The following is a 21298-nucleotide window of genomic DNA, read 5'->3' as shown; positions in this document are numbered from 1 at the left end:
AATGTTTTTAATGGTGAATTCCATCTGACAACTGAAAGAAGATAATAAAAAGGGACAGATGAAACGATTAGTAGTATTAGGAGCAGGAGAAAGTGGAGTAGGAACTGCTATTCTGGGAAAAAAAGAAGGATTTGAAGTTTTTGTTTCGGATAAAGGAACAATAACAAATCATTATAAAGAAGTTCTTAAAAATTTTGAAATCAAATGGGAAGAACAACAGCATACAGAAGCTGATATTCTCAATGCAGATATTGTAATGAAAAGCCCAGGAATTCCTGATAGGGTGTCATTAGTATTAAAACTATTGGCTAAAAAAATTCCAGTAGTATCAGAGATAGAATTTGCATCTACTTATACTTCTGCCGGAATAATTGGGATCACTGGAAGTAACGGTAAAACTACCACAACTATGCTCACACATTACGTGCTTGAGCAAGGAGGAGTAGATATAAATATGGCTGGTAATATCGGAGATAGTTTTGCAAAGCAGGTAGCTGAGAAGAATAAGCCTAATTATGTGTTAGAGTTGAGTAGTTTTCAATTAGATGGGATTGTAGATTTTGCTCCTCATATAGCGGTTCTAACAAATATTACGCCTGATCATTTAGATCGATATGAATATCAGTTTGAAAATTATATCAGTTCTAAATTCAGAATCGCGATGAATCAGACAGAAGATGATTATTTCATTTATGATGCTGATGATACTGTAATAACAGAACATCTGAAAAAACACCCCATTCGTTCAAAATTATTGCCTTTTTCATTAACTAAAAAGGTGAAAGAAGGAGCTTATTTAGAAGAAGGAAATATAAAAATAACTATAGATAACAACAAATTTAACATGCCAACAACAAATTTAGCACTAAAAGGAAATCACAATGTAAAAAATGCTATGGCCGCAGCCACAGTAGCACAATTGTTGAAAATCAGAAAAACAACCATAAGAGAGTGCTTAGAAAACTTTCATGGAGTAGAACATAGATTAGAAAGTGTATTGAAAATTAACAATGTACAGTATATCAATGATTCTAAAGCTACTAACGTTAATGCTACTTTCTATGCATTGGATGCAATGAAGTCAGCCACAGTTTGGATTGTTGGAGGGGTGGATAAAGGAAATGATTATACAGAATTGTATCCTTTGGTAAATGAAAAAGTAAAAGCAATTATTTGTTTAGGAGTTGATAATACTAAGATAATTAATGCCTTTGGAAATTGTGTCGATAATATTTTAGAAACACAATCTATGAAAGAAGCAGTAAATATAGCATATAAGATTGCAGAGCGTAATGATAATGTACTATTATCTCCAGCGTGTGCAAGCTTTGATTTGTTTAAAAATTATGAAGAAAGAGGGAGACAATTTAAAGAAGCAGTAAGAGAACTATAGTTAGATCAAAGAAAGCATAAAATATCCTAATGCATTTTTAATGAATAGGCAATAGAGATAAAAAACAAATAGTAATAAGAATGACCAAAATATTAGCAAACATAAAAGGTGATCGGGTGATCTGGGCGGTAGCAGCGTTGTTGGCTTTATTTTCATTTCTCCCAGTGTATAGTGCTAGTAGTAATTTAGCATATCTATACGGTGATGGTAATACCTTTACATTTTTGGTCAAACATTTTGCACATTTGGTATTAGGTTTTTTGATTATGTATGGAGTTCATAAAATACCATATCATTATTTTAAAGGCCTTTCTATAATTATGATACCGGTCATTGTTGTATTGCTTTTAGTGACAATGGCTCAAAATAACACAATCGGAGGAGCAAATGCCAGTCGATGGATCAGAGTGCCATTTGTAGGTGTTACATTTCAACCATCTACATTAGCGGCAGTAGTATTAATGTCATATGTAGCAAGGTATTTATCAAAAATAAAAGATAAGAAAATCTCTTTCAAAGAAACATTGCTTCCACTATGGCTACCAGTGTTTTTGATATTAATGCTGATTTTGCCGGCAAACTTTTCGACCACTGCAATTATATTTTCAATGATAATTATGTTGGTGTTTTTAGGAGGGTATCCTTTAAAGTACATTTTTACGATTTTAGGAACGGGGCTTTTAGCACTTACCTTTTTTGTATTAGTGGCTAAAGCTTTTCCTGATTCATTCTCTAATCGTGTAACTACTTGGGAGAATAGGATTGATAATTTCTTAAATGGAGTAGATACGCAGGAAGACTATCAAATAGAACGAGCCAAGATTGCGATTGCTCGTGGAGGAGTTATAGGTAAAGGACCAGGCAAAAGTGTACAAAGAAACTTTTTACCGCAGTCATCTTCCGATTTTATTTTTGCAATTATAATAGAAGAGTGGGGACTCTTAGGAGGTGTTTTTCTATTGTTATTGTATTTGTTGTTATTGTTTAGACTGGTGATAGTGGCGCATAAAAGTGTTGATGTTTTTGGTAAACTACTAGTTATTGGTGTAGGATTACCCATAGTTTTTCAGGCATTGATCAATATGGCTGTAGCTGTAGAATTATTTCCTGTTACAGGACAAACACTTCCACTAATTAGTAGTGGGGGGACTTCTATTTGGATGACTTGTCTAGCTATAGGAATCGTATTGAGTGTAAGTAGAAAGAGAGAGCGAATTATTGCAAAAGAGAGATCAAATAGAGAAGAAAAAGAATATAAAGATCAAGAAGAAAATCCATTAGAAGTATTGAGCGAAGTTATATGAGCAATCAACCACGAATTATATTATCTGGAGGAGGCACAGGAGGTCATATTTACCCTGCGGTATCGATTGCCAATGAGGTAAAAAATAGGTATCCCGAAGCCTCTATACTTTTTGTTGGGGCCAAAGATCGAATGGAGATGCAAAAAGTACCAGAAGCCGGGTATGAGATTATTGGGTTATGGATCAGTGGTATTCAACGAAAATTAACTTGGAGTAATCTTTTGTTCCCCATAAAGCTTATAAGTAGTCTTTGGAAATCTAGAAAGATTATAAAAAAGTTTAATCCCGATATAGTAATAGGAACTGGAGGTTTTGCTAGTGGACCATTACTAAAAATGGCAAACTCGAAAAAAGTACCTACAGTACTTCAAGAGCAAAATTCGTTTCCCGGAATTACTAATAAATGGTTAGCAAAAGGAGCGGATAAAATCTGTGTAGCTTATGATGGTATGGAAAGATTTTTTCCGGATAATAAGATAATCAAGACAGGTAATCCTGTTCGACAAGATTTACTTAAGATAGAAGGAAAAAGAGAAGAGGGAGTAGTAAAATATAATCTTGATAAAGAAAAGAAAACAGTACTTGTGCTTGGAGGAAGTTTAGGAGCTAGAAGAGTTAATCAATTGATTGAAAAAGAACTTGGTTTTTTTAAAGAAAAGGATGTTCAGGTAATTTGGCAATGTGGTAAATTATATTATCAGGAATATCAAAAACACCAAGAACATAAAAACATACAAGTACATCAGTTTTTAAATACAATGGATCTGGCATATGCTGCGGCGGATGTAATTATCTCAAGAGCAGGAGCAAGTTCGGTATCAGAATTATGTATAGTAGCTAAACCTACTTTATTTATTCCGTCACCAAACGTAGCAGAAGATCATCAAACAAAAAACGCAGAAGCCATAGTTGCAAAAAATGGGGCAAAAATGCTTAAAGAAACTGAGTTGGAAGAAAAATTTCAAAAAACAGTTTCACAGTTGTTAGAGTCCGAAGCTATGCGAATTAAACTGACACATCATATAAAAAAAATGGCATTGCCTAATGCAACGTCAGATATAGTTGATGAAATTGAAAAATTAATGAAAAAAGACACTAAATAAGGTAAGTGTCATAATGCATGAATATAAGTTTAGAAAACATAAAAAACATTTATTTTATCGGTATAGGCGGTATCGGTATGAGTGCGCTTGCACGATATTTTAAGTTTTTAGGAAAAAACGTTGCTGGATACGATAAAACACCTAGTCAGATTACTTCAGATTTATCCGAGATGGGTATCGCAATTCATTTTGAAGATAATGTAGATTTGATTCCTGAAACATTTTTGGATAAAAAAGAAACGCTAATTGTATATACACCGGCAATTCCTAAAAATCATCAAGAGCTCAATTATGTTATAGATAAAGGATATACTATAAAGAAAAGAGCAGAGGTATTAGGAATCATAACAAAAGACACCTATACATTAGCCGTTGCAGGTACTCACGGAAAAACTACTACAACAGCAATTTTAGCACATTTATTAAAAGAAAGCGAAGCTAAGGTCACTGCTTTTCTTGGTGGAATTAGTGAAAACTATAACTCTAATCTAGTTTTGGAAGGAAATGATGTAGTGGTTGTAGAAGCTGATGAATTTGATCGATCTTTTTTACAATTGTATCCAGATATTGCAGCAGTAACATCAATGGATGCTGATCATTTGGATATCTATGAAGAAGCAAATGCATTAGAAGAATCTTTTATAGAATTTTCTTCAAGAGCAAAAGACCATTTATTAGTGTGTAATGGATTACCACTTTCAGGAATTACTTTTGGGATAGAAGATGACTCTGACTACTGCGCACAAAATATTAGAATAGATAACGGGACTTATATATTTGATTTAAATACGCCACACAAACTCATTAGGGATTTGCATTTAAACCTGCCAGGTAAACATAACTTGTTAAATGCTATTACAGCCTTTGCTATAGCGATGCTTTATGGCTCCCCGACCAGCTCTTTAGCAAAGGCTTTATTTTCTTTTAAAGGGGTACAAAGAAGATTTAGTTATCAGATTAAAACAGATGATTTGGTGTATGTAGATGATTATGCTCATCATCCTACAGAAATTAATGCGTTGCATCAAGCAGTAAGGGAAATGCATCCAAATAAAAAGGTGCTTGCAATTTTTCAACCACATCTGTATAGTAGAACAAGAGATTTTGCAGAAGATTTTGCAAAAAGCCTTAGTCAGTTTGATCAGTTATTGTTATTAGATATTTATCCAGCAAGAGAATTACCTATTGATGGAGTTACTTCAACTTGGTTATTAGAAATGGTGGAACTTCAAAATAAAAAACTAGTTACAAAAAACAGCCTTATCGATGAGGTAATGGATAGTAGCGCTCGAGTAATAGTAACTATTGGAGCTGGTGATATAGGAGAAGAGGTAAAAAGTATAAAAGAAGCACTATTAGCATGAAAAAGATGTTGATATATATAAAATATGTACTGCTAGTCGCTTTGATCGTCTTTCTTTTTGCATTTACAGGTAAAAGGAACGAATTGCGTAAGGTGCATGAAGTACAAGTAGAATTTATTCAGGAACAGAATCGGTATGTAAATGAACAAACGGTTAATAAATTGTTAATACAAAATCCTGAACAAGTGACGAGCGTGGGTAAAGAAATTTTAGTTTTGAATACCGTAGAAAAAGAGTTGGATGCACACAAAATGGTAGAGGATTCTGACGTGTATCTTACTGTAAATGGAGAGCTTAGAGCCAGAATAAAGCAACGTACCCCAATTGCTAGGGTGAATGCGGTTACTCCTTTTTATGTAGATGTTACAGGTAATACGATGCCGCTGTCTAATAATTATTCAGCTCATGTGCCGTTAGTGCATAATGTTTCAGAACGGGAAGTTTCGGAAATTTTTCCATTATTAAAAGAAATTCAAAAAGATGAATTTTTAAAAAAACACGTGGTTAGTATTTATCGAAACGCTAAAGGGAATTATGAATTAGGACTACGCGTATACTCATTTACGGTAGTTTTTGGGAAAATAGAAGATTTAAATAGTAAGATCAGGAATTTTAAAGCCTTTTATCAAAAAGGACTAAAAGACCAGAGTCTTGATCGATATAAAAAAGTCAGTTTACAGTTTAGTAATCAAGTGGTGTGTACCATTAAATAATACCAACTATGGAAAGAGAAGTAAATGAAATAGCGGTAGGATTGGACATAGGAACAACTAAAATTGTTGCTATGGTCGGCAGATATAATGAATACGGCAAGATGGAAGTGTTGGGAGTTGGTAAATCCAAAAGCTTAGGAGTACACCGTGGAGTAGTAAATAATATAACGCAAACAATACAATCAATACAGCAAGCTGTCCATGAGGCAGAAAGTGTTTCAGGTATGAAAATTAATGATGTAACAGTTGGTATTGCAGGTCAGCATATCAGAAGTTTACAACATAGTGATTATATAACCAGACCTAATGCAGATGCTGTAATTGATGAAGAAGATATTGACACACTATGTAATCAAGTACATAAGTTAGTAATGTTACCTGGAGAAGAAATATTACATGTATTACCACAAGAATATAAAGTGGATGGTCAAGCCGAAATAAAAGAGCCTGTAGGGATGTATGGAGGAAGATTAGAAGCTAATTTTCATGTAGTGGTAGGGCAGGTAACTTCTATTCGCAATATCGGAAGGTGTGTAAAAAGTTCTGGGTTAGAGCTATCTGATGTTACTCTGGAACCTTTGGCATCTGCAAATGCAGTATTAAGTCAGGAAGAAAAAGAAGCAGGAGTAGCTTTGATTGATATAGGAGGTGGTACTACAGATCTTGCAATTTTTAAAGATGGTATTATTCGTCATACAGCGGTAATACCATTTGGAGGAAATGTGGTAACAGAAGATATTAAAGAAGGATGTTCCATTATTGAAAAACAGGCAGAATTACTTAAAATTAAATTTGGTTCTGCTTGGCCAGGAGAAAATAAAGACAATGAGATTGTGTCAATTCCAGGATTAAGAGGAAGAGAGCCAAAAGAGATTACACTTAAGAATTTATCAAAAATCATTCATGCCAGAGTAGTTGAGATTATAGAACAAGTGTTTTTGGAAATCAAAAATTATGGACATGAATCACCAAAGAAAAAATTAATAGCAGGTATAGTACTTACTGGTGGAGGAGCGCAATTAAAGCATCTTAAACAACTGGTAGAATATATTACAGGAATGGATACTCGTATAGGGTACCCTAATGAACACTTGGCAGGAGATAGTGATCCAGAAACGACAAGTCCAATGTACGCCACTGCAGTTGGATTAGTGATGGATAGCTTGGCATATATTCAAAAACAGAAAAAGGTAACTGTAAAAGAAACCGTTGTAAACGAGGAAGTGACTCAACAAGTAGAAGACACTCAGGTTGATGAAGAGGTAGAAGAAGAAACAAAACGAGAAATAAGTACAAAACCAAGGAAAAATATTCTTGAAAAATGGACTGAGAAATTTAAAGAGTTTCTTGATAATGCCGAATAGAATATCAATTTAGAAAAGAAAGTAAATGTAATAAGTTGTTTTTATTAAGAAATCAACTTATAGGCATTAAAAAAATATAAAAAAAATAAAAAGTAAGAGAACCAGAAAATTAGCAATTATGAGTAATAACGAGGAGTTCGGAAATATTTCGTTTGATTTGCCTAAAAACCAATCAAACGTGATTAAGGTGATCGGCGTTGGAGGAGGAGGTAGCAATGCTATCAATCATATGTTCCAGCAAGGGATCAAAGGAGTTGATTTTGTGATTTGTAATACAGATGCTCAAGCGTTAGAGAATAGTCCTATTCCTAACAAGATTCAATTAGGAGTTTCTTTAACAGAGGGATTAGGAGCAGGCGCTAATCCTGAAGTGGGAGAGCAATCTGCTGTAGAAAGCTATGAAGAAATAAAAACCATGTTAGACACCAATACCAAAATGATATTTATCACTGCTGGTATGGGTGGAGGTACAGGTACTGGTGCTGCACCAATAATAGCCAAGATGGCAAAGGAGTTAGATATTCTTACTGTCGGTATTGTAACAATACCTTTTCAGTTTGAAGGTCGAATGCGTAATGAGCAGGCTCAATTAGGAGTTGAGAGACTACGAGCTCATGTAGACTCTTTAATAGTAATTAATAATAATAAATTAAGAGAAGTATATGGTAACCTAGGCTTCAAAGCTGGTTTCTCTAAAGCAGATGAAGTACTTGCTACAGCATCTCGCGGTATAGCAGAGGTTATTACACATCATTATACTCAAAATATAGATTTACGTGATGCTAAGACGGTTTTAAGTAATAGTGGTACGGCAATCATGGGCTCTGCTAATGCCTCTGGTGCCAAACGTGCGCACGACGCAATTGAGAAAGCATTAGACTCTCCGTTATTAAATGACAATAAAATATCAGGCGCTAAAAATGTATTATTACTTATTGTATCTGGACGAGAGGAAATAACGATCGATGAAATTGGTGAGATTAATGATCATATCCAGCAGGAAGCAGGTCATAGTGCTAATATCATTATGGGAGTTGGTGAAGATGAAGCACTAGAAGATGCAATTTCAGTAACAGTTATTGCAACAGGATTTGATGTAGAGCAACAAGATGAAATTGTAAATACAGAAACCAAAAAAATTATTCATACACTTGAGGATGAACAAAGGGCAGCTGTACAAGATCTAACACCTAAATCTACTGGTAAAGTAACGCCAGTGTTTACACCAATACCTCAAAAAGAAGAAATAAAAGAAGAACCAATCATCAAGCATGAATTGATCGAAGATGAAGAAGAGGAAAGTATAAGAGAATCTCTATTATTACCAACGACTGAATTTCTTAAAAATATTGATGTAGAATATGAAGTGGTGAAACCATTATCGCCAGAAAATGATTTTGTGATTATCAATGCTCAGGATATTATTAAAGAGATTGAGGTTAAAGATGCAGAAGAAGTAGAAGCATCTAATGCTGTTACTAGTAAAGAAGAGGAAGATCAATTTACTTTAGCATTTGATATGCCGGTTGATAACGGGGTGAGTGCTTCTGATCAAGAGGTAAAACTTGTTGAAGATATATCTGCAGTACAACCAGAAGAGGAGGATGAAAAACCAATTATTTTTGATTTAACAGAGGATATATTAGATGTAGAGGTAAATGATCCTATAGAAGTTGTTCCTGCAAGTGATACAGTTCCTGGAGGTATACGTAAATATAGCCTTGAGGATTATATGGAAGAGGAGAAACGATTAACAGAAGCTAAACCAGCAGCAGAAGTAATTGAAGAAGATGAAGAGGTGATTTTTGAAAAGAAAACAGTATCTCCAGCTCCAGAGAAAGAGGTTAGTAAAGAAGCTGATCCTGTAAATCAACCAATATCAGAAACACTTAAAGCAAGAGCTGCAGAACGACGTGCTAAGATGAAAGAATTTAATTATAAATTCAGGAATAGCTCTAATATTGACGATATAGAAAAAGAACCGGCTTACAAACGTGCAGGGATTGATGTTGATTCTAAACCAGAAGATTCTGGATTGTCCAGAACTTCCTTAGGAACCGATAGTAATGATGATATTCAATTGCGTAAAAACAATTCGTTTTTGCACGATAATGTTGACTAATATTACTTGTTAGACAGAAATTGTAAACTGAATGATTTTATAGATATAACTGTAAAGTTGACTTCTGAAAAATAACTATATAAACCGATAATCTAAACTAAGATTATCGGTTTATTTTTTATCTTCGCAGTCCTAAAGATTAAAATATAACATTATGGGTTTACAGCAAGATGTAATGACAGCAATGAAGGAAGCTATGAAAGCTAAAGATACAAATGCTTTAACATCATTGCGTGCGATAAAATCGGCTATTTTATTAGCTCAAACAGAGAGCGGAGCAAAAGAAGAATTGACTGAAGATCAAGAGCTGAAATTATTACAAAAACTTGTAAAACAAAGAAAAGATAGTGCTACTATTTTTTCTGAACAAGGTAGAGATGATTTAGCACAGCCTGAATTAGATCAAGCCAAAGTAATCGAGAAATTTTTACCAGAGCAGTTAGATCAGGAAGAAATTGAAAAGATTGTGAGTGATATAATCGCTAAGACGGGTGCAGAAGGAATGAAGGATATGGGTAAAGTAATGGGTATGGCTTCTTCTCAATTGGCAGGAAAAGCAGATGGTAAAACCATTTCAACAATTGTAAAAAGTAAGTTATCTTAAATAAAATATACTTTCAAATTTTTAAAATCTTGAAAGTATAGAAATGGCCGTGTGGCGCAACTGAATAGCGCATCAGATTTCGGCTCTGAGGGTTGGGGGTTTGAATCCCTCCACGGTCACGAATAAATAGTTCAATAAGAAAAAACGCCAAGTTCGCTTGAGCGTTTTTTTGTTTGGGTTATTTTCAAAACGGAGTTTTATGGGAAGGACGAAGTCAATCTCTCCGTGGTCATTTTAATGTATAAAATCCGGTATTCTAAAAAGATACAAGGTTTTGTATTTATACCCAAGAGAGTATTTTTTTTATAATTCGTTTATTTTTAATTACCTATTGGTTTGAACTATTTTTAAAAACCTGATAAGTTCAAACTTATTTTAACTATATCCTGTCAAAATGAAAACATTGATTTTAAGCTAATAACTTATATCAGTTTACTTTTGTTTACAGTTAATTTATGTGGTTTTTTTTAAAAATAATTTAAAAAACTGTCATTTTTACCTGATACGGAAATAATGTTTATTCATCTTGAAACTCTTTAGAGATTATAATTTACATCTTTGAAGGTTGTCAACAAATAAATGATTAATAAAGCATAGAAATGATTACAAGAATGTATTATTTTACCCATTTATCCTATTAAATTGAGTTAAAATAAGTTAAATAAATACTAAAATTTAATAAAAGATAAAAAAACATTCAATACTTTAACCGTAGTTTAAAAATGGTATAAACATTTATTTGCTTTTTCTAACTTAGATTATAAAAATTATTTTAAAAGAAATATTCAGTGTTTGAGTGAATTAGTAAAAATTATTTTAGAAATTATCTTTTAAACTTCAATGTTAAAAATATCATGATATAACTGTTAAATAAAAATCAAAAAAAGCCTCTTTTTAATCCTTGGTAATTAGCGTTTTAGTTTTATTTACATTTGAGTTACACAAACTCAAATGTTTATTTTATGAAAAAAATGTACTCGTTTGTCATTCTAATGTTATTAGTTGGACAAACATTATTTGCGCAAAATTTGGATCAAACTGTCCAGAATTATTTAAATGATAATGCTAAATCTATACAAACTCCTGAAGATTTTTTAGAATGGAAGATAACAGATATCGTACCTTCCTTAAATCCTTCAAAACGACATGTATATATACAGCAATTTTATAAAGGTATCCCTATTCAGTATGCTACTTACAAACTTACGATAGATAATGGCACTAAAGTAACTTGGGAAATTGATCAATTTGTTAAGGATCTAAAGTCTAAGGTAGTTGCTACAAAATCTTCAATGAATCCAGAAGCTGCCATTATGGTGGTGATAAGAAAACATAATCTTAACACTCCCAACAGGTTAATCGCTATTTCCAAAAAATCTGGTAATGAATTGATTTATGAGGATTCTGGAATAAGTGATGAACCTATCAAAGTAGAAAAGGTGTATTTTCAGGATGGAGATCAATTAAAACTGACTTGGAGAGTAAATCTTTATGAACAGTATGGGCAAAATTGGTGGAATACAAATGTTGATATAACGACAGGAGAGATTTTACATGAAGAAAACTGGATATTACATTGTTCTTTTGGAACAACCAATCATGAGAGTCACAATCATGATTCTATTCTCGTTAAAAAAGAAACTCCAATTGTTACTGTTGCTAAACCTGTTGCTGCTTTGGCACCGGATTCTTATAATGTATTTGCAATGCCAGTAGAGAGTCCAATTCACGGAAATCGTTCTATTGCAACCAACCCTGCAAATATCACCGCATCACCTTTTGGATGGCATGATACTAATGGAATTGCTGGAGCAGAACATACTATTACTAGAGGTAATAATGTTTGGGCGCAAGAAGATACTAATGATAATAATGGTATTGGTTTTGCCCCTGACGGAGGAGCGAGTTTAGATTTTGATTTTCCATTAAATCTTACACAGCAACCTAGCACATATCAAAGTGCCGCTATCACTAATTTATTTTATTGGAATAATATTATACATGATGTATTCTATCAATATGGTTTTGATGAAGCTAGTGGTAATTTTCAAGAAAATAATTATGGCAAAGGAGGAGCCGGTAGTGATTCTGTCGATGCACAAGCACAAGATGGTAGTGTAACCTGTAATGACCCAAGAACTGGTTGTATTAATAATGCAAATTTTGGGACACCTCCGGATGGTAGTAATCCAAAGATGCAAATGTTCTTATGGAATACAACGAATCCTCAAAGAGATGGAGATTTTGATAATGGAATTATTACTCATGAGTATGGGCATGGTATTTCTACAAGATTAGTAGGAGGTCCTTCTTCTAATGTATTAGGAGGATCTGAACAAATGGGAGAAGGGTGGTCTGATTTCTTTGCTTTAATTCTCACTATGAAAGCAAGTGATGTAGGAACTGATGGAAGAGGTATTGGTACATATGCTTTGGGTCAGCCAATTTCTGGAGACGGAATTCGCCCGACAAGATATTCTATAGACAGATCAATTAATGATACTGATTATGCAGATGTTGGAACAACCCTTAACTCAACTCATCCTATTGGTTATGGATTTGCCACTATTTTATGGGATATGACTTGGGCATTGATTGAAAATCAAGGCTTTGATTCGGATTTCTATAACGGAAATGGAGGTAATAACATTGCTATGGCTCTTGTAATAGAAGGGTTAAAAAATACCGCAAACAATCCAGGATATGTTTCTGGTAGAGATGGAATTCTTCAGGCAGATCAAGATCTTTTTGGGGGATTATATAGATGTATTATCTGGAAAGCATTTGCTGAAAGAGGTGTTGGGCAAGATGCTGTAGAAAATAACAATGGTGGAAGTAACGCATCTAATGATCAAACAATATCTTTTGTAAATCCATGTGATGGAAATCCGCCACCAACAGATGAGTGTACAGGAGATATAGTATCTTTCCCCTATAATGAAAGTTTTGAAGGTACTATAGGAGATTGGTCACAAGCTAGTGATGATGATTTAGATTGGACTGTGAATTCTAATGGAACACCTTCAAATGGCACAGGACCAAGTAGTGCAATAGATGGTAATTCGTACATTTATGTAGAAGCATCCGGAAATGGAACAGGGTTCCCTACCAAAAGAGCAATCCTGAATTCACCTTGTTTGGACTTTACAAATCTTACAGCTCCTAAATTAAATTTCCAATACCATATGATAGGTAGTTCTGTTGGAAACTTAACGATTGAAGTTAGAACTAATAATACTGGATCATGGACAAGTGTTTTTACAAGAACGGGTGCTCAAGGAACAGACTGGAACGCCGCAGAGATTGATCTTTCTGCTTATGCAGGTAATGCAAGTGTGCAGTTACGACTGAATGCCGTTACCGGAACCAGTTGGCAAGGAGATATCACTATTGATGCCTTAAGCATCACTAATGATACAGGAAATCCACCACCAACTTGTGATGCTTTAGATTTCAATGATTTTACTATCACTCCTTTCTCTAATCAAGATTCAGCAGGTGATTTCTCCATTGTGAATGGAGGATCAGGGTTATCCTTAGAGAATAATACTTGGAAATATATAACAATGAATTATGCCGTAACTGCAAATACAGTTATAGAATTTGATTTTAGCAGTACTTCTCAAGGAGAAATCCACGGGATTGGATTTGAGAATGATAATACATTGACTTCCACGATGTATTTTAAAGTTTATGGAACTCAAAACTATGGAGTTACTAATTTTGATAATTATTCTAGTGGTACAACAACCTATACTATTCCTGTAGGGAACTTTTATACAGGGGATATGGATCGTTTAGTGTTTATCAATGATAACGATGCCAGTTCAGGAAATAACTCTATTTTCTCTAACGTTAAAATTTATGAAGGATCCTGTGGAGGATCGTTTACAACCATAGATTTTGGGCCTACAACACCAATTTTGGGTACTGAAGATGAAAATGTAATTATAGCTTCACTTTATCCAAATCCTACAAAAGATAGTTTTGTACTTAATGTGAATAGTATAAATGCTAAAAAAATTAAAGCTACTGTATATAATATGTTAGGGAAAAGGCAATCTCAGATTGATTTAAATCCTGGTATTAATAACGTATCGACTAAGAATTTATCTCTATCTTCTGGTATATATATGATCCAGATTGAAATTGATGGAAGTGTTCAAGAAACACATAAACTAGTGGTTAGGTAGATTCTTAATAGAATAAAAAAAAAGATTTAGTAATAACTTAAAAAAGACTATCTGAAAGGATAGTCTTTTTTTGTGGTTTAGACCTAAATTTACTTTGTGTTAATGATTGTTCTGTAATATAAATTGAAAAACGGCCCCTTTTTCTATTAAAAACACTTGAAATAAAATATTTACAATCAATTTTATCGAGTTCGATAGTTATGCAGGGTAATCATTACAATTTTAATTCTGAGATCCTTTTTTGGATTATTGGATTGTCTGGATTTAATTGTAAAGATTTTTTAAAAGCGTTTAATGCATCTTTTTTTCTCCCTAAATGCACCAAACTATTACCATAATAGTCCAGTATTCGATGGGTGTAATAACCGTGGTTTGGATATAATTTTAGATTCAGTTCAAAAAACTTGATGGCGTCTTTATGATTTCCTTTATCAGCAAGGGATAGTCCATATTCATTAATCAAGCGTTCAGAAATACCATATTCAGAATCTTGACAATATTCAGTCTTGATAAATGCTATGATTTCGTCGACAGATTTTGTAGCTTCTAATTCAGAAATATTTTTTCTAGTTAGCATCAAGTTTCTTAGAATCCACCAATATTGCCACTGCGGTGTACTTGCCCTGTTAGAAAATCCACTTAGTGTTAGAAGATCTGGGATAGTTTTGTGGACAACAACTACGTTTCTCTTAGGAATAACTGTAAGAAAATGGCTAGTGGCTCCAGATGCGGTGTAAGCTCCTTTAAAATCAGGATTGTCATAGAATCGTTCAAAAAGCCACCAGAAGTAACCATATGAACGTTGCAGTGGACTAGAAAAATCCAATTCAAACCTGTTGGTCAAAGTGTCTTTGGGAGTCACTACAGTGGTTATTTTTTGTATCCATTCCTTGGAGATTAGTTGTTTTCCTTTCCATTCTCCTTCTTGTAACATTAATTGCCCAATTTTTGCCATATCCCTGGTAGAAAGATATATGTGATTTGCTGGATATCTTGATGTTTTTTTGTTGACCGTTTTTACTTGATTTTCAACATTCCAATCCTCAAACCCCAACGGAATCGCAAATTGCTGCTCAAGCTCTTCATAAACAGTATTTTTTGACTTCTTTTCCAGAATAAATTCAGCTACATTAAAATCCCAGTTATTGTAATTAAAATACTCTCCTGGCTTTTTACTCCCTCTTTCTGTTATATTTTCGCCATGATTACTTCCATCTACTGATTGATGAAAAACACCAGATCTTGAAGTGATCAAATGTTCTACCGTAGCTTCCTTTTCTATATCCAACAATCCATCATCTTCCTCGATTTTAATACTACCGATAGTTTCTTGTAGATCAATTTTTCCATTTTCAATGTGTTTACCATAAAGAAGACTCACAATACTTTGCCGAGCAGAAGATATATTACTAATTTCTGAAACGTCTCCATATTCGAAAACGACTTTTCCATTCTCAATAACCATCATACTTGTTGTCGCTGACTCCTCTTTAAGATAGTTTTCAATTTCGGAAAATTTCTCTTTTGTAAATACAGAACCCGAAAGAGACTTCGCTTGTTCTAGAGAAGCTCCTTTAAAAGCAGCTTCTTTATAAAACCAAGTATGAATGCTGGTAAAAGAAAGTGAAACAGTAAGCACTGCTATAACAACTACGGTAATTGTAGTTTGTTTTATATAAAACCTTTTGTAGAATGAAATGAGCGATTCTTTTTTGTGAATAAATAAGTAAACCAAAAAGACACTCGGCATCCAACTCATCCAAACAGAAATGCCATACGCTATTTTAAAACTTGTGATCATCATTAATGGCGGAAGAATTAATCGCAATACTATAGCTGCACATGTTCCTGCATAACTATACATCATATATTCTTTGTGCTTAACCATATTTCCTTTTCTTATGGCGCTATACCCTAGATAAGTGAAAAGAATCCAAATCATAGCACCAAATGTAAATCCGATTTGAGTTACTAATCCACCATATACAAAAAAGCCCAAATAAAAAGCAAAAGGGCCACCAATTAAGATAGAAGAGATATAAATTTTACCAATAATTCTATGAAGTTTCAGATACCTATTCCTTAATTTTTTACTGAACTGTGTCCAGCCAATTAACAGTGCAATACCTCCAAGACTGATGTGGGTATAGAACGAGATAAAATACATGTAACTATCCATAGGTTTGGAATTCAAAAAACCTATAGGTTCATCTGCAAAATAATATTTTATGGGTTGGAAGCTAAATAACAAACAACAGCTTACAAAAACTACCCAAGCAAGTTTTTTCATTTGACGTTTTTTAAGATTGATGAGAAGCAAACTTAATGTCAAAAATGGAAGTCAATTAGCAAATTAAAAGAAGAGGTACAGAGACTCTGTTTTTAGGTGTATTTGTGAGATTTAGGTATAAAAGATCCGTTTTTTGGTACGGGAATTAGAGTGACAAAAGTCTGTTTTTATAATTTTTAGAAACAGGAAGTTCAACTTGGGTTAGTAAAATGGTAGTTGAATCTTTCCAGGATTTAAAGTGAGAAGGATTGATTAAATGAGAGCGATGAATTTGAATTAAGAAGTCAAATTCATGTTGAATTTTCTTTAAAGAACTACGGATTAACTTTGTTTTTAATTGTTCATTCTCTACAAAGAAGATCTCGACATAATTTTGTGAATTGGAAACACAGATGAGTTCTTCCTGTTTGATTTTTAAAAAATCCATTTTATTATTTCCTCTTATGATAATATGTTCTTCTTTTTGAGGAATCAGTTTTATAGAGTATCTCCTGGCCAAAAATATAATTGGTGTTAATATTAGTGAAAGGATTAGTATAATTTTTGTTAAGAACTCGTAAAGGCTATAAAAACCTTTCACTATATCACTCTTATAATAAGGATAGGTAATGGTGGTATAGACAATATAGAAAAAAACATAGACTCCAACTTCCAAACTATAATTCCATTTAGACCATTTTTGATACACTATTTTTTGACAAAAACTAACCAAAATGTAGGATATCATAATAGCGATGCTAAAACCTGTACTAACAACAATCCATTTATAAAGATCCATTGTCCCGTGCTCAAAAGGTCTTACGAAATATCCAAATAGAAAGCCCCATAATCCTGTGAGTAATCCTATAATAGAATGAAGAGTTATTGAAGGGTTCAATTTCATTACTTGTGACAATTTTTTATAATAATGGGAACAAATATATTACAAATACGATTATATAATGATACATTTTATGTGAGGAAATGCTGGAATTCTTCTGTTACAGCATTAAACAAATACCTTCTTAACATAATAATAATTTAGTGAAACTCTGTAAGAAACGAGAATAGGAGTTGAATTTGCCACCTGCCAGTTATGTGTCTGAAAAAATAAATTCATTGATAAGCTAATTAATATCAATCAAAACGGGAATCGAAAAATTTGAACTTTAAATTATAGGAGTCTCAAATGAAACAAAATACAGACATGCTATCTGGCATTTTAGTATGTCTATTTTGAAAAGTAATAATTACGATATCATTTAATTTCTTTACACCATTTTCAATAATTTGGTTGTTGCAGATATTTAATAAAATTATTACTTAATGAATATCTTGTGGTTGATTTATATAGTTTTATAAAACATCATAGAATTTAATCGATAATTAAAAGAAAAAGTCCTTTCAAAGGACTTTTTCTTTTAAAGTATGCTTAATTAAATGCGTGTGTAATAAAAGCTGGACCACATCCACTATAATTAAGACAAGCTTCAAATTTATCATCATTTGTAGGATGTTGTTCGTCACAAGCGTTAAATATTACACTACAATCAGTTCCTCCACCTGATATTGTTTTTAGGCTGTTTCTGGTTAATGATTTAACTCCATTAATTTCTAAAATAGATTTTAACATGATTTATTGTTTTAAGAATTAATTTGTATGTTTTTTTAAGTCGCTCATACCTTACACGACTATTTTTGCGCAAAACAATTTATGATATCATAAATTATGATTTCTATAAAGGTAATGGAGTATCTTGCTCTCTTAAAACAGGTTGTGATCCGTTTTTATAAATTTTGACTGATCAATTTATAAATTTTATCTTATGCTTTTAAGTATGCGTGTTAAAATATATTTGATGATAAAAAATGTAACTAGTTTGTTTTTCTGTACCCAATATCAATATATATTAATTAATTATAAGTAAGATTGAGCTATTGCTTTGTGCGGTTTATTGAAGAATTGAAAAATACAAACTTCTGATTTTTGGATTCTTTATTATTTTTGAAGATATCTCTTATGTTTTTCTGTTCGCTGACTTCGCATGTTATTTTTTTGTAACTGCTTTTTATCTTTATAGTACACTATCCAATTATAAATCGTGAAAATGAATAGAATTAGTATCAATAAAACCTGAATTGTAATTAGAGTAAGCATTTTATAAACTGATTTTTGTGACTAAAAATTAAATAAGGGTAACGAGTAACAATATCTATTCTCTTTAATGTTGTTGTGTTGTCCAGTGTATATGGTTCTGACTATTAGACCTGTAATTGTAATTTTTAAAGCATAGATATTTTTAATAATCCAAATGTACTAGGACATTTAGGCAAAAAATATTTCATCGTATATCATTGATAAGACTATAAAAAAGAAAAGTGATAGTCAAACGACTATCACTTTAAGAAAAATACTTTTCTGTAATTTTATTCTAGTTCTTATAATTCTTGAGATACAACCTTGTACGGGATAACAGGGTTGGTTGGATTACTATTTATAGCACTTATTTTAATATCTTCAGGAAGTAAACTTATAATTTGATTTAAAGATAGAATATCAAAATCTTTATTATTAAAAGTAAGATCTATTGTAAAATTTTCTGTCCCTGAATTAAGAAAGTAATGAAAATATCCTTGAGGTAAAAAGACGCTGTCTCCTTTTTTAAATTGATATGTATTACAAACTATTGTTCCGGGATTCGAAGGAGATTCTTTATTTGGAGCTATTAAAGTAACGATTCCTTCTCCTTCAGTGCAAGTAGTAATTTCGTTAGAATTGGGATGCCAATGAGGAGTGAGTAAATGACTAGGAGGAATTTTTATAGTAGTAGTTCCTTCAGAATATGGTTCTTCAATTCCTTTTGGTGGTGTATTAACGAATTTTAGTTGTTCTAGTGTAGCCATAGTATTTGATTTCAGGTTAATTTTTTCCTTTATATAAAAATAAATCTATGTCTTCAAAAAAATATTACATTCTATTGCACCGGTAAAACCATAAAATAATTAATGAAAATTTACCTTTTGAGATGAGAAATACGATGCAATTATTTTCTTCAAAGAAATCAAAAGAACTATTAAAACTAGCTGTATAAATATTACAACTCTCCTTATTTTTGGAAGTTTTTAGCTTTTGCTGTATAATAATTTGTTTATGTATATAGCCATTTCTGTTTGTAAACTGTTTATGATATTATCTGAATAAATAATGTTAGGAAAAATCGTTTGTGAAATATTAGGCTTTAAAGATGAGACTAAAGATGCATTTGCCAAGTTCGCCAAATCTTTAATACTAGATCCAGGCAATATAGGTAGAGCACAGGTAACGGCTTGGGTGTCGTCTTGTGTTAAGGTCCATGATAATAAAAAATAGGTATTGTTTTCGCGCTCTGTATTCATTTTTGATATTTGATCAGATCTCATAGTATTGAGATTATTGGTGTCAGAATATTTATTGTAAACATTAAAAGAAGAATATGGAAACACTCCTTTACCTAAAAAGGCATTTAAATTTACACTTGTATTTTCGACAATAATGAGAACCGATGCTTTTTTATTACCTATAAATGAGTTAAGTGTTTTTTGAGTTAAATCTGTAATTTCAATATCAGAAAGTAAATGATTGATCTTTTGTAATTCCGTTAATAAAGAGTTCCATTCATTTTGATTAAATGAACGATATTTAGTGTTTCCTACATCTGTATTTAAAGAATGAGAAAGATTAAGAACAATCAACTCGTTATATTGTGATGTAAAATTATTTACTCCATTTATAATATCATCTATAGATTCACCATTGGCTCCTTGCCAGCTCACAGATACTTTAGTATAATGTCCGGTATAATAATCTCCTCCAGAGATAACTGGTCGAATATCAAAGTAACGCATCCCCAAACTTAATTGCTTTTCTATATTATAAGTCTGGGTTAATGTATTGCAATCAAATGCTCCAATAGTTCCTCCTGTTTTTACAGACATTCCAGAATCGTGAGACCCTGTTATACATATTTCACCTAGTTTTTTGTTTCCTATATAAGAAAGACTGTCCTGCATCCAAGAAGTAGTATTTAATGGAGTAGAAAAAAGAGTTGAGCTTAGTTTTTGATGGAGTTTAGATGTATTCATGTTATATGGATTTGGTGTAAAAAGGTGAGATGAAATGGAAAATATTTATAGAGAAGCTTCTTTAACTATAAGAAACTTCTCTACATATTATGTTATCAAAAAAATGGTGGTTTTACCCAAAAATTGAGCAATGTGTCGATTTTAAAATACATCCAGGTTGTGGAGGCTTTGGATCGCTACATGGGTTACATCCGCTAGGAAAATTATAGCAGCAACTTATTACCGTTGTAGCTGTTCTGCCATCACAATCCCAAACTGCATTGCCATTGGGACAATCTGAAGGAGTAATCCCCGTATTAATTTTGTGATATTGATTATTTTTCAAAATCGGTTTGGACTGAATTGGAAATCTCATAAATTATTGATTTAAATTAAATGTGAGCAGAAACTAACTTCTTGATTTGATTGCAATAGCTCGTAATTGTTAGAAGTACATACGATAAATTTTTTCAATAATAATCGATGAAGCTAGTTTCTTTGAATAAGCCATATAGATGTTAAGTGACATCTCATCTTTTTGAGAAGTGCTTTTTATAACATCTATTGAACGATAGTTAAGTTTAATATTCTTAACATACCGTATTGTCACAAGCCAAAAGACAGAGTGTTTTTTTAAACCCTGAAAGTAAACTACATCCTGCTTTACATATAGAACAAGCACTTGATGCATTAATACCACCGTTAACACTTTGACTTAGCTGACTGTTAACGGGAACTGATTGAATTGGAATTCTCATTTTGTGAAAT

Annotated in this window: 16 protein-coding genes and 1 tRNA gene; 10 read left to right on the top strand and 7 right to left on the bottom strand. The window is 32.5% G+C overall.

From position 1 onward, the window contains the following. The first annotated feature begins 58 nt into the window (after positions 1–58). From murD to U0D62_RS12645, 10 genes are all read left to right on the top strand, one after another. Positions 59–1393, top strand: a complete 1335-nt coding sequence (gene murD, locus U0D62_RS12690) for a UDP-N-acetylmuramoyl-L-alanine--D-glutamate ligase (protein ID WP_322287675.1) — start codon at positions 59–61, stop codon at positions 1391–1393. Positions 1394–1473: 80 nt separating this feature from the next. Next, entirely contained in the window at positions 1474–2697 is a 1224-nt protein-coding gene (locus tag U0D62_RS12685; RefSeq protein WP_322287674.1) for an FtsW/RodA/SpoVE family cell cycle protein, read from the top strand. Continuing rightward, positions 2694–3800, top strand: coding sequence for an undecaprenyldiphospho-muramoylpentapeptide beta-N-acetylglucosaminyltransferase (gene murG, locus U0D62_RS12680; protein WP_322287673.1), 1107 nt, complete (start codon positions 2694–2696; stop codon positions 3798–3800). Before U0D62_RS12685 ends, murG begins: the two co-directional genes overlap by 4 nt. Positions 3801–3823: 23 nt before the next feature. Further along, the gene (gene murC / locus U0D62_RS12675) at positions 3824–5164 is read left to right on the top strand and encodes a UDP-N-acetylmuramate--L-alanine ligase (protein ID WP_322288400.1); all 1341 of its coding nucleotides are present in this window, start codon (positions 3824–3826) and stop codon (positions 5162–5164) included. Next, entirely contained in the window at positions 5161–5877 is a 717-nt protein-coding gene (locus tag U0D62_RS12670) for a cell division protein FtsQ/DivIB (RefSeq protein ID WP_322287672.1), read from the top strand. Before murC ends, U0D62_RS12670 begins: the two co-directional genes overlap by 4 nt. 8 nt (positions 5878–5885) lie before the next feature. Further along, positions 5886–7241, top strand: a complete 1356-nt coding sequence (gene ftsA / locus U0D62_RS12665; RefSeq protein ID WP_322287671.1) for a cell division protein FtsA — start codon at positions 5886–5888, stop codon at positions 7239–7241. 118 nt (positions 7242–7359) lie between these two features. Then, positions 7360–9363 carry a cell division protein FtsZ gene (ftsZ, locus tag U0D62_RS12660; RefSeq protein ID WP_322287670.1) on the top strand — a complete coding sequence of 668 codons (2004 nt, stop codon included), beginning with the start codon at positions 7360–7362 and terminating at the stop codon, positions 9361–9363. Between the two features lie 154 nt (positions 9364–9517). Next, positions 9518–9967 carry a GatB/YqeY domain-containing protein gene (locus U0D62_RS12655; RefSeq protein WP_322287669.1) on the top strand — a complete coding sequence of 150 codons (450 nt, stop codon included), beginning with the start codon at positions 9518–9520 and terminating at the stop codon, positions 9965–9967. Between the two features lie 45 nt (positions 9968–10012). Then, positions 10013–10086, top strand: a tRNA-Arg gene (locus tag U0D62_RS12650). A gap of 843 nt (positions 10087–10929) precedes the next feature. After that, positions 10930–14160 (top strand): M36 family metallopeptidase, encoded by a 3231-nt coding sequence (locus tag U0D62_RS12645; protein WP_322287668.1) that lies wholly within the window; start codon positions 10930–10932, stop codon positions 14158–14160. Positions 14161–14374: 214 nt separating this feature from the next. On the opposite strand, the gene U0D62_RS12640 is transcribed toward U0D62_RS12645, so the two are convergent. The 7 genes from U0D62_RS12640 to U0D62_RS12610 all read right to left on the bottom strand — a co-directional run bounded on the left by U0D62_RS12640 (position 14375) and on the right by U0D62_RS12610 (position 21288). Further along, positions 14375–16450, bottom strand: a complete 2076-nt coding sequence (locus tag U0D62_RS12640) for a DUF2306 domain-containing protein (protein ID WP_322287667.1) — start codon at positions 16448–16450, stop codon at positions 14375–14377. A gap of 145 nt (positions 16451–16595) precedes the next feature. Next, on the bottom strand, positions 16596–17333 hold the full coding sequence (locus U0D62_RS12635) for a LytTR family DNA-binding domain-containing protein (protein ID WP_322287666.1): 738 nt from the start codon (positions 17331–17333) through the stop codon (positions 16596–16598). Between the two features lie 528 nt (positions 17334–17861). Then, positions 17862–18062, bottom strand: coding sequence for a hypothetical protein (locus tag U0D62_RS12630; protein ID WP_322287665.1), 201 nt, complete (start codon positions 18060–18062; stop codon positions 17862–17864). Between the two features lie 806 nt (positions 18063–18868). Then, on the bottom strand, positions 18869–19333 hold the full coding sequence (locus U0D62_RS12625) for a cupin domain-containing protein (RefSeq protein ID WP_322287664.1): 465 nt from the start codon (positions 19331–19333) through the stop codon (positions 18869–18871). A gap of 219 nt (positions 19334–19552) precedes the next feature. After that, positions 19553–20551 (bottom strand): PI-PLC domain-containing protein, encoded by a 999-nt coding sequence (locus U0D62_RS12620; RefSeq protein ID WP_322287663.1) that lies wholly within the window; start codon positions 20549–20551, stop codon positions 19553–19555. 112 nt (positions 20552–20663) lie between these two features. After that, positions 20664–20906: a hypothetical protein gene (locus tag U0D62_RS12615; protein ID WP_322287662.1), complete on the bottom strand. Its 243-nt coding sequence runs from the start codon at positions 20904–20906 to the stop codon at positions 20664–20666. Between the two features lie 214 nt (positions 20907–21120). Beyond that, positions 21121–21288: a hypothetical protein gene (locus U0D62_RS12610; RefSeq protein WP_322287661.1), complete on the bottom strand. Its 168-nt coding sequence runs from the start codon at positions 21286–21288 to the stop codon at positions 21121–21123. Positions 21289–21298: the final 10 nt, after the last annotated feature.

Source organism: Aquimarina callyspongiae, from assembly GCF_034322225.1.
In the GTDB taxonomy this organism is placed as follows: Bacteria; Bacteroidota; Bacteroidia; order Flavobacteriales; family Flavobacteriaceae; genus Aquimarina.
The sequence above is the reverse complement of the archived record's forward strand: the minus strand, read 5'-3'. Positions and strand labels throughout refer to the sequence as shown.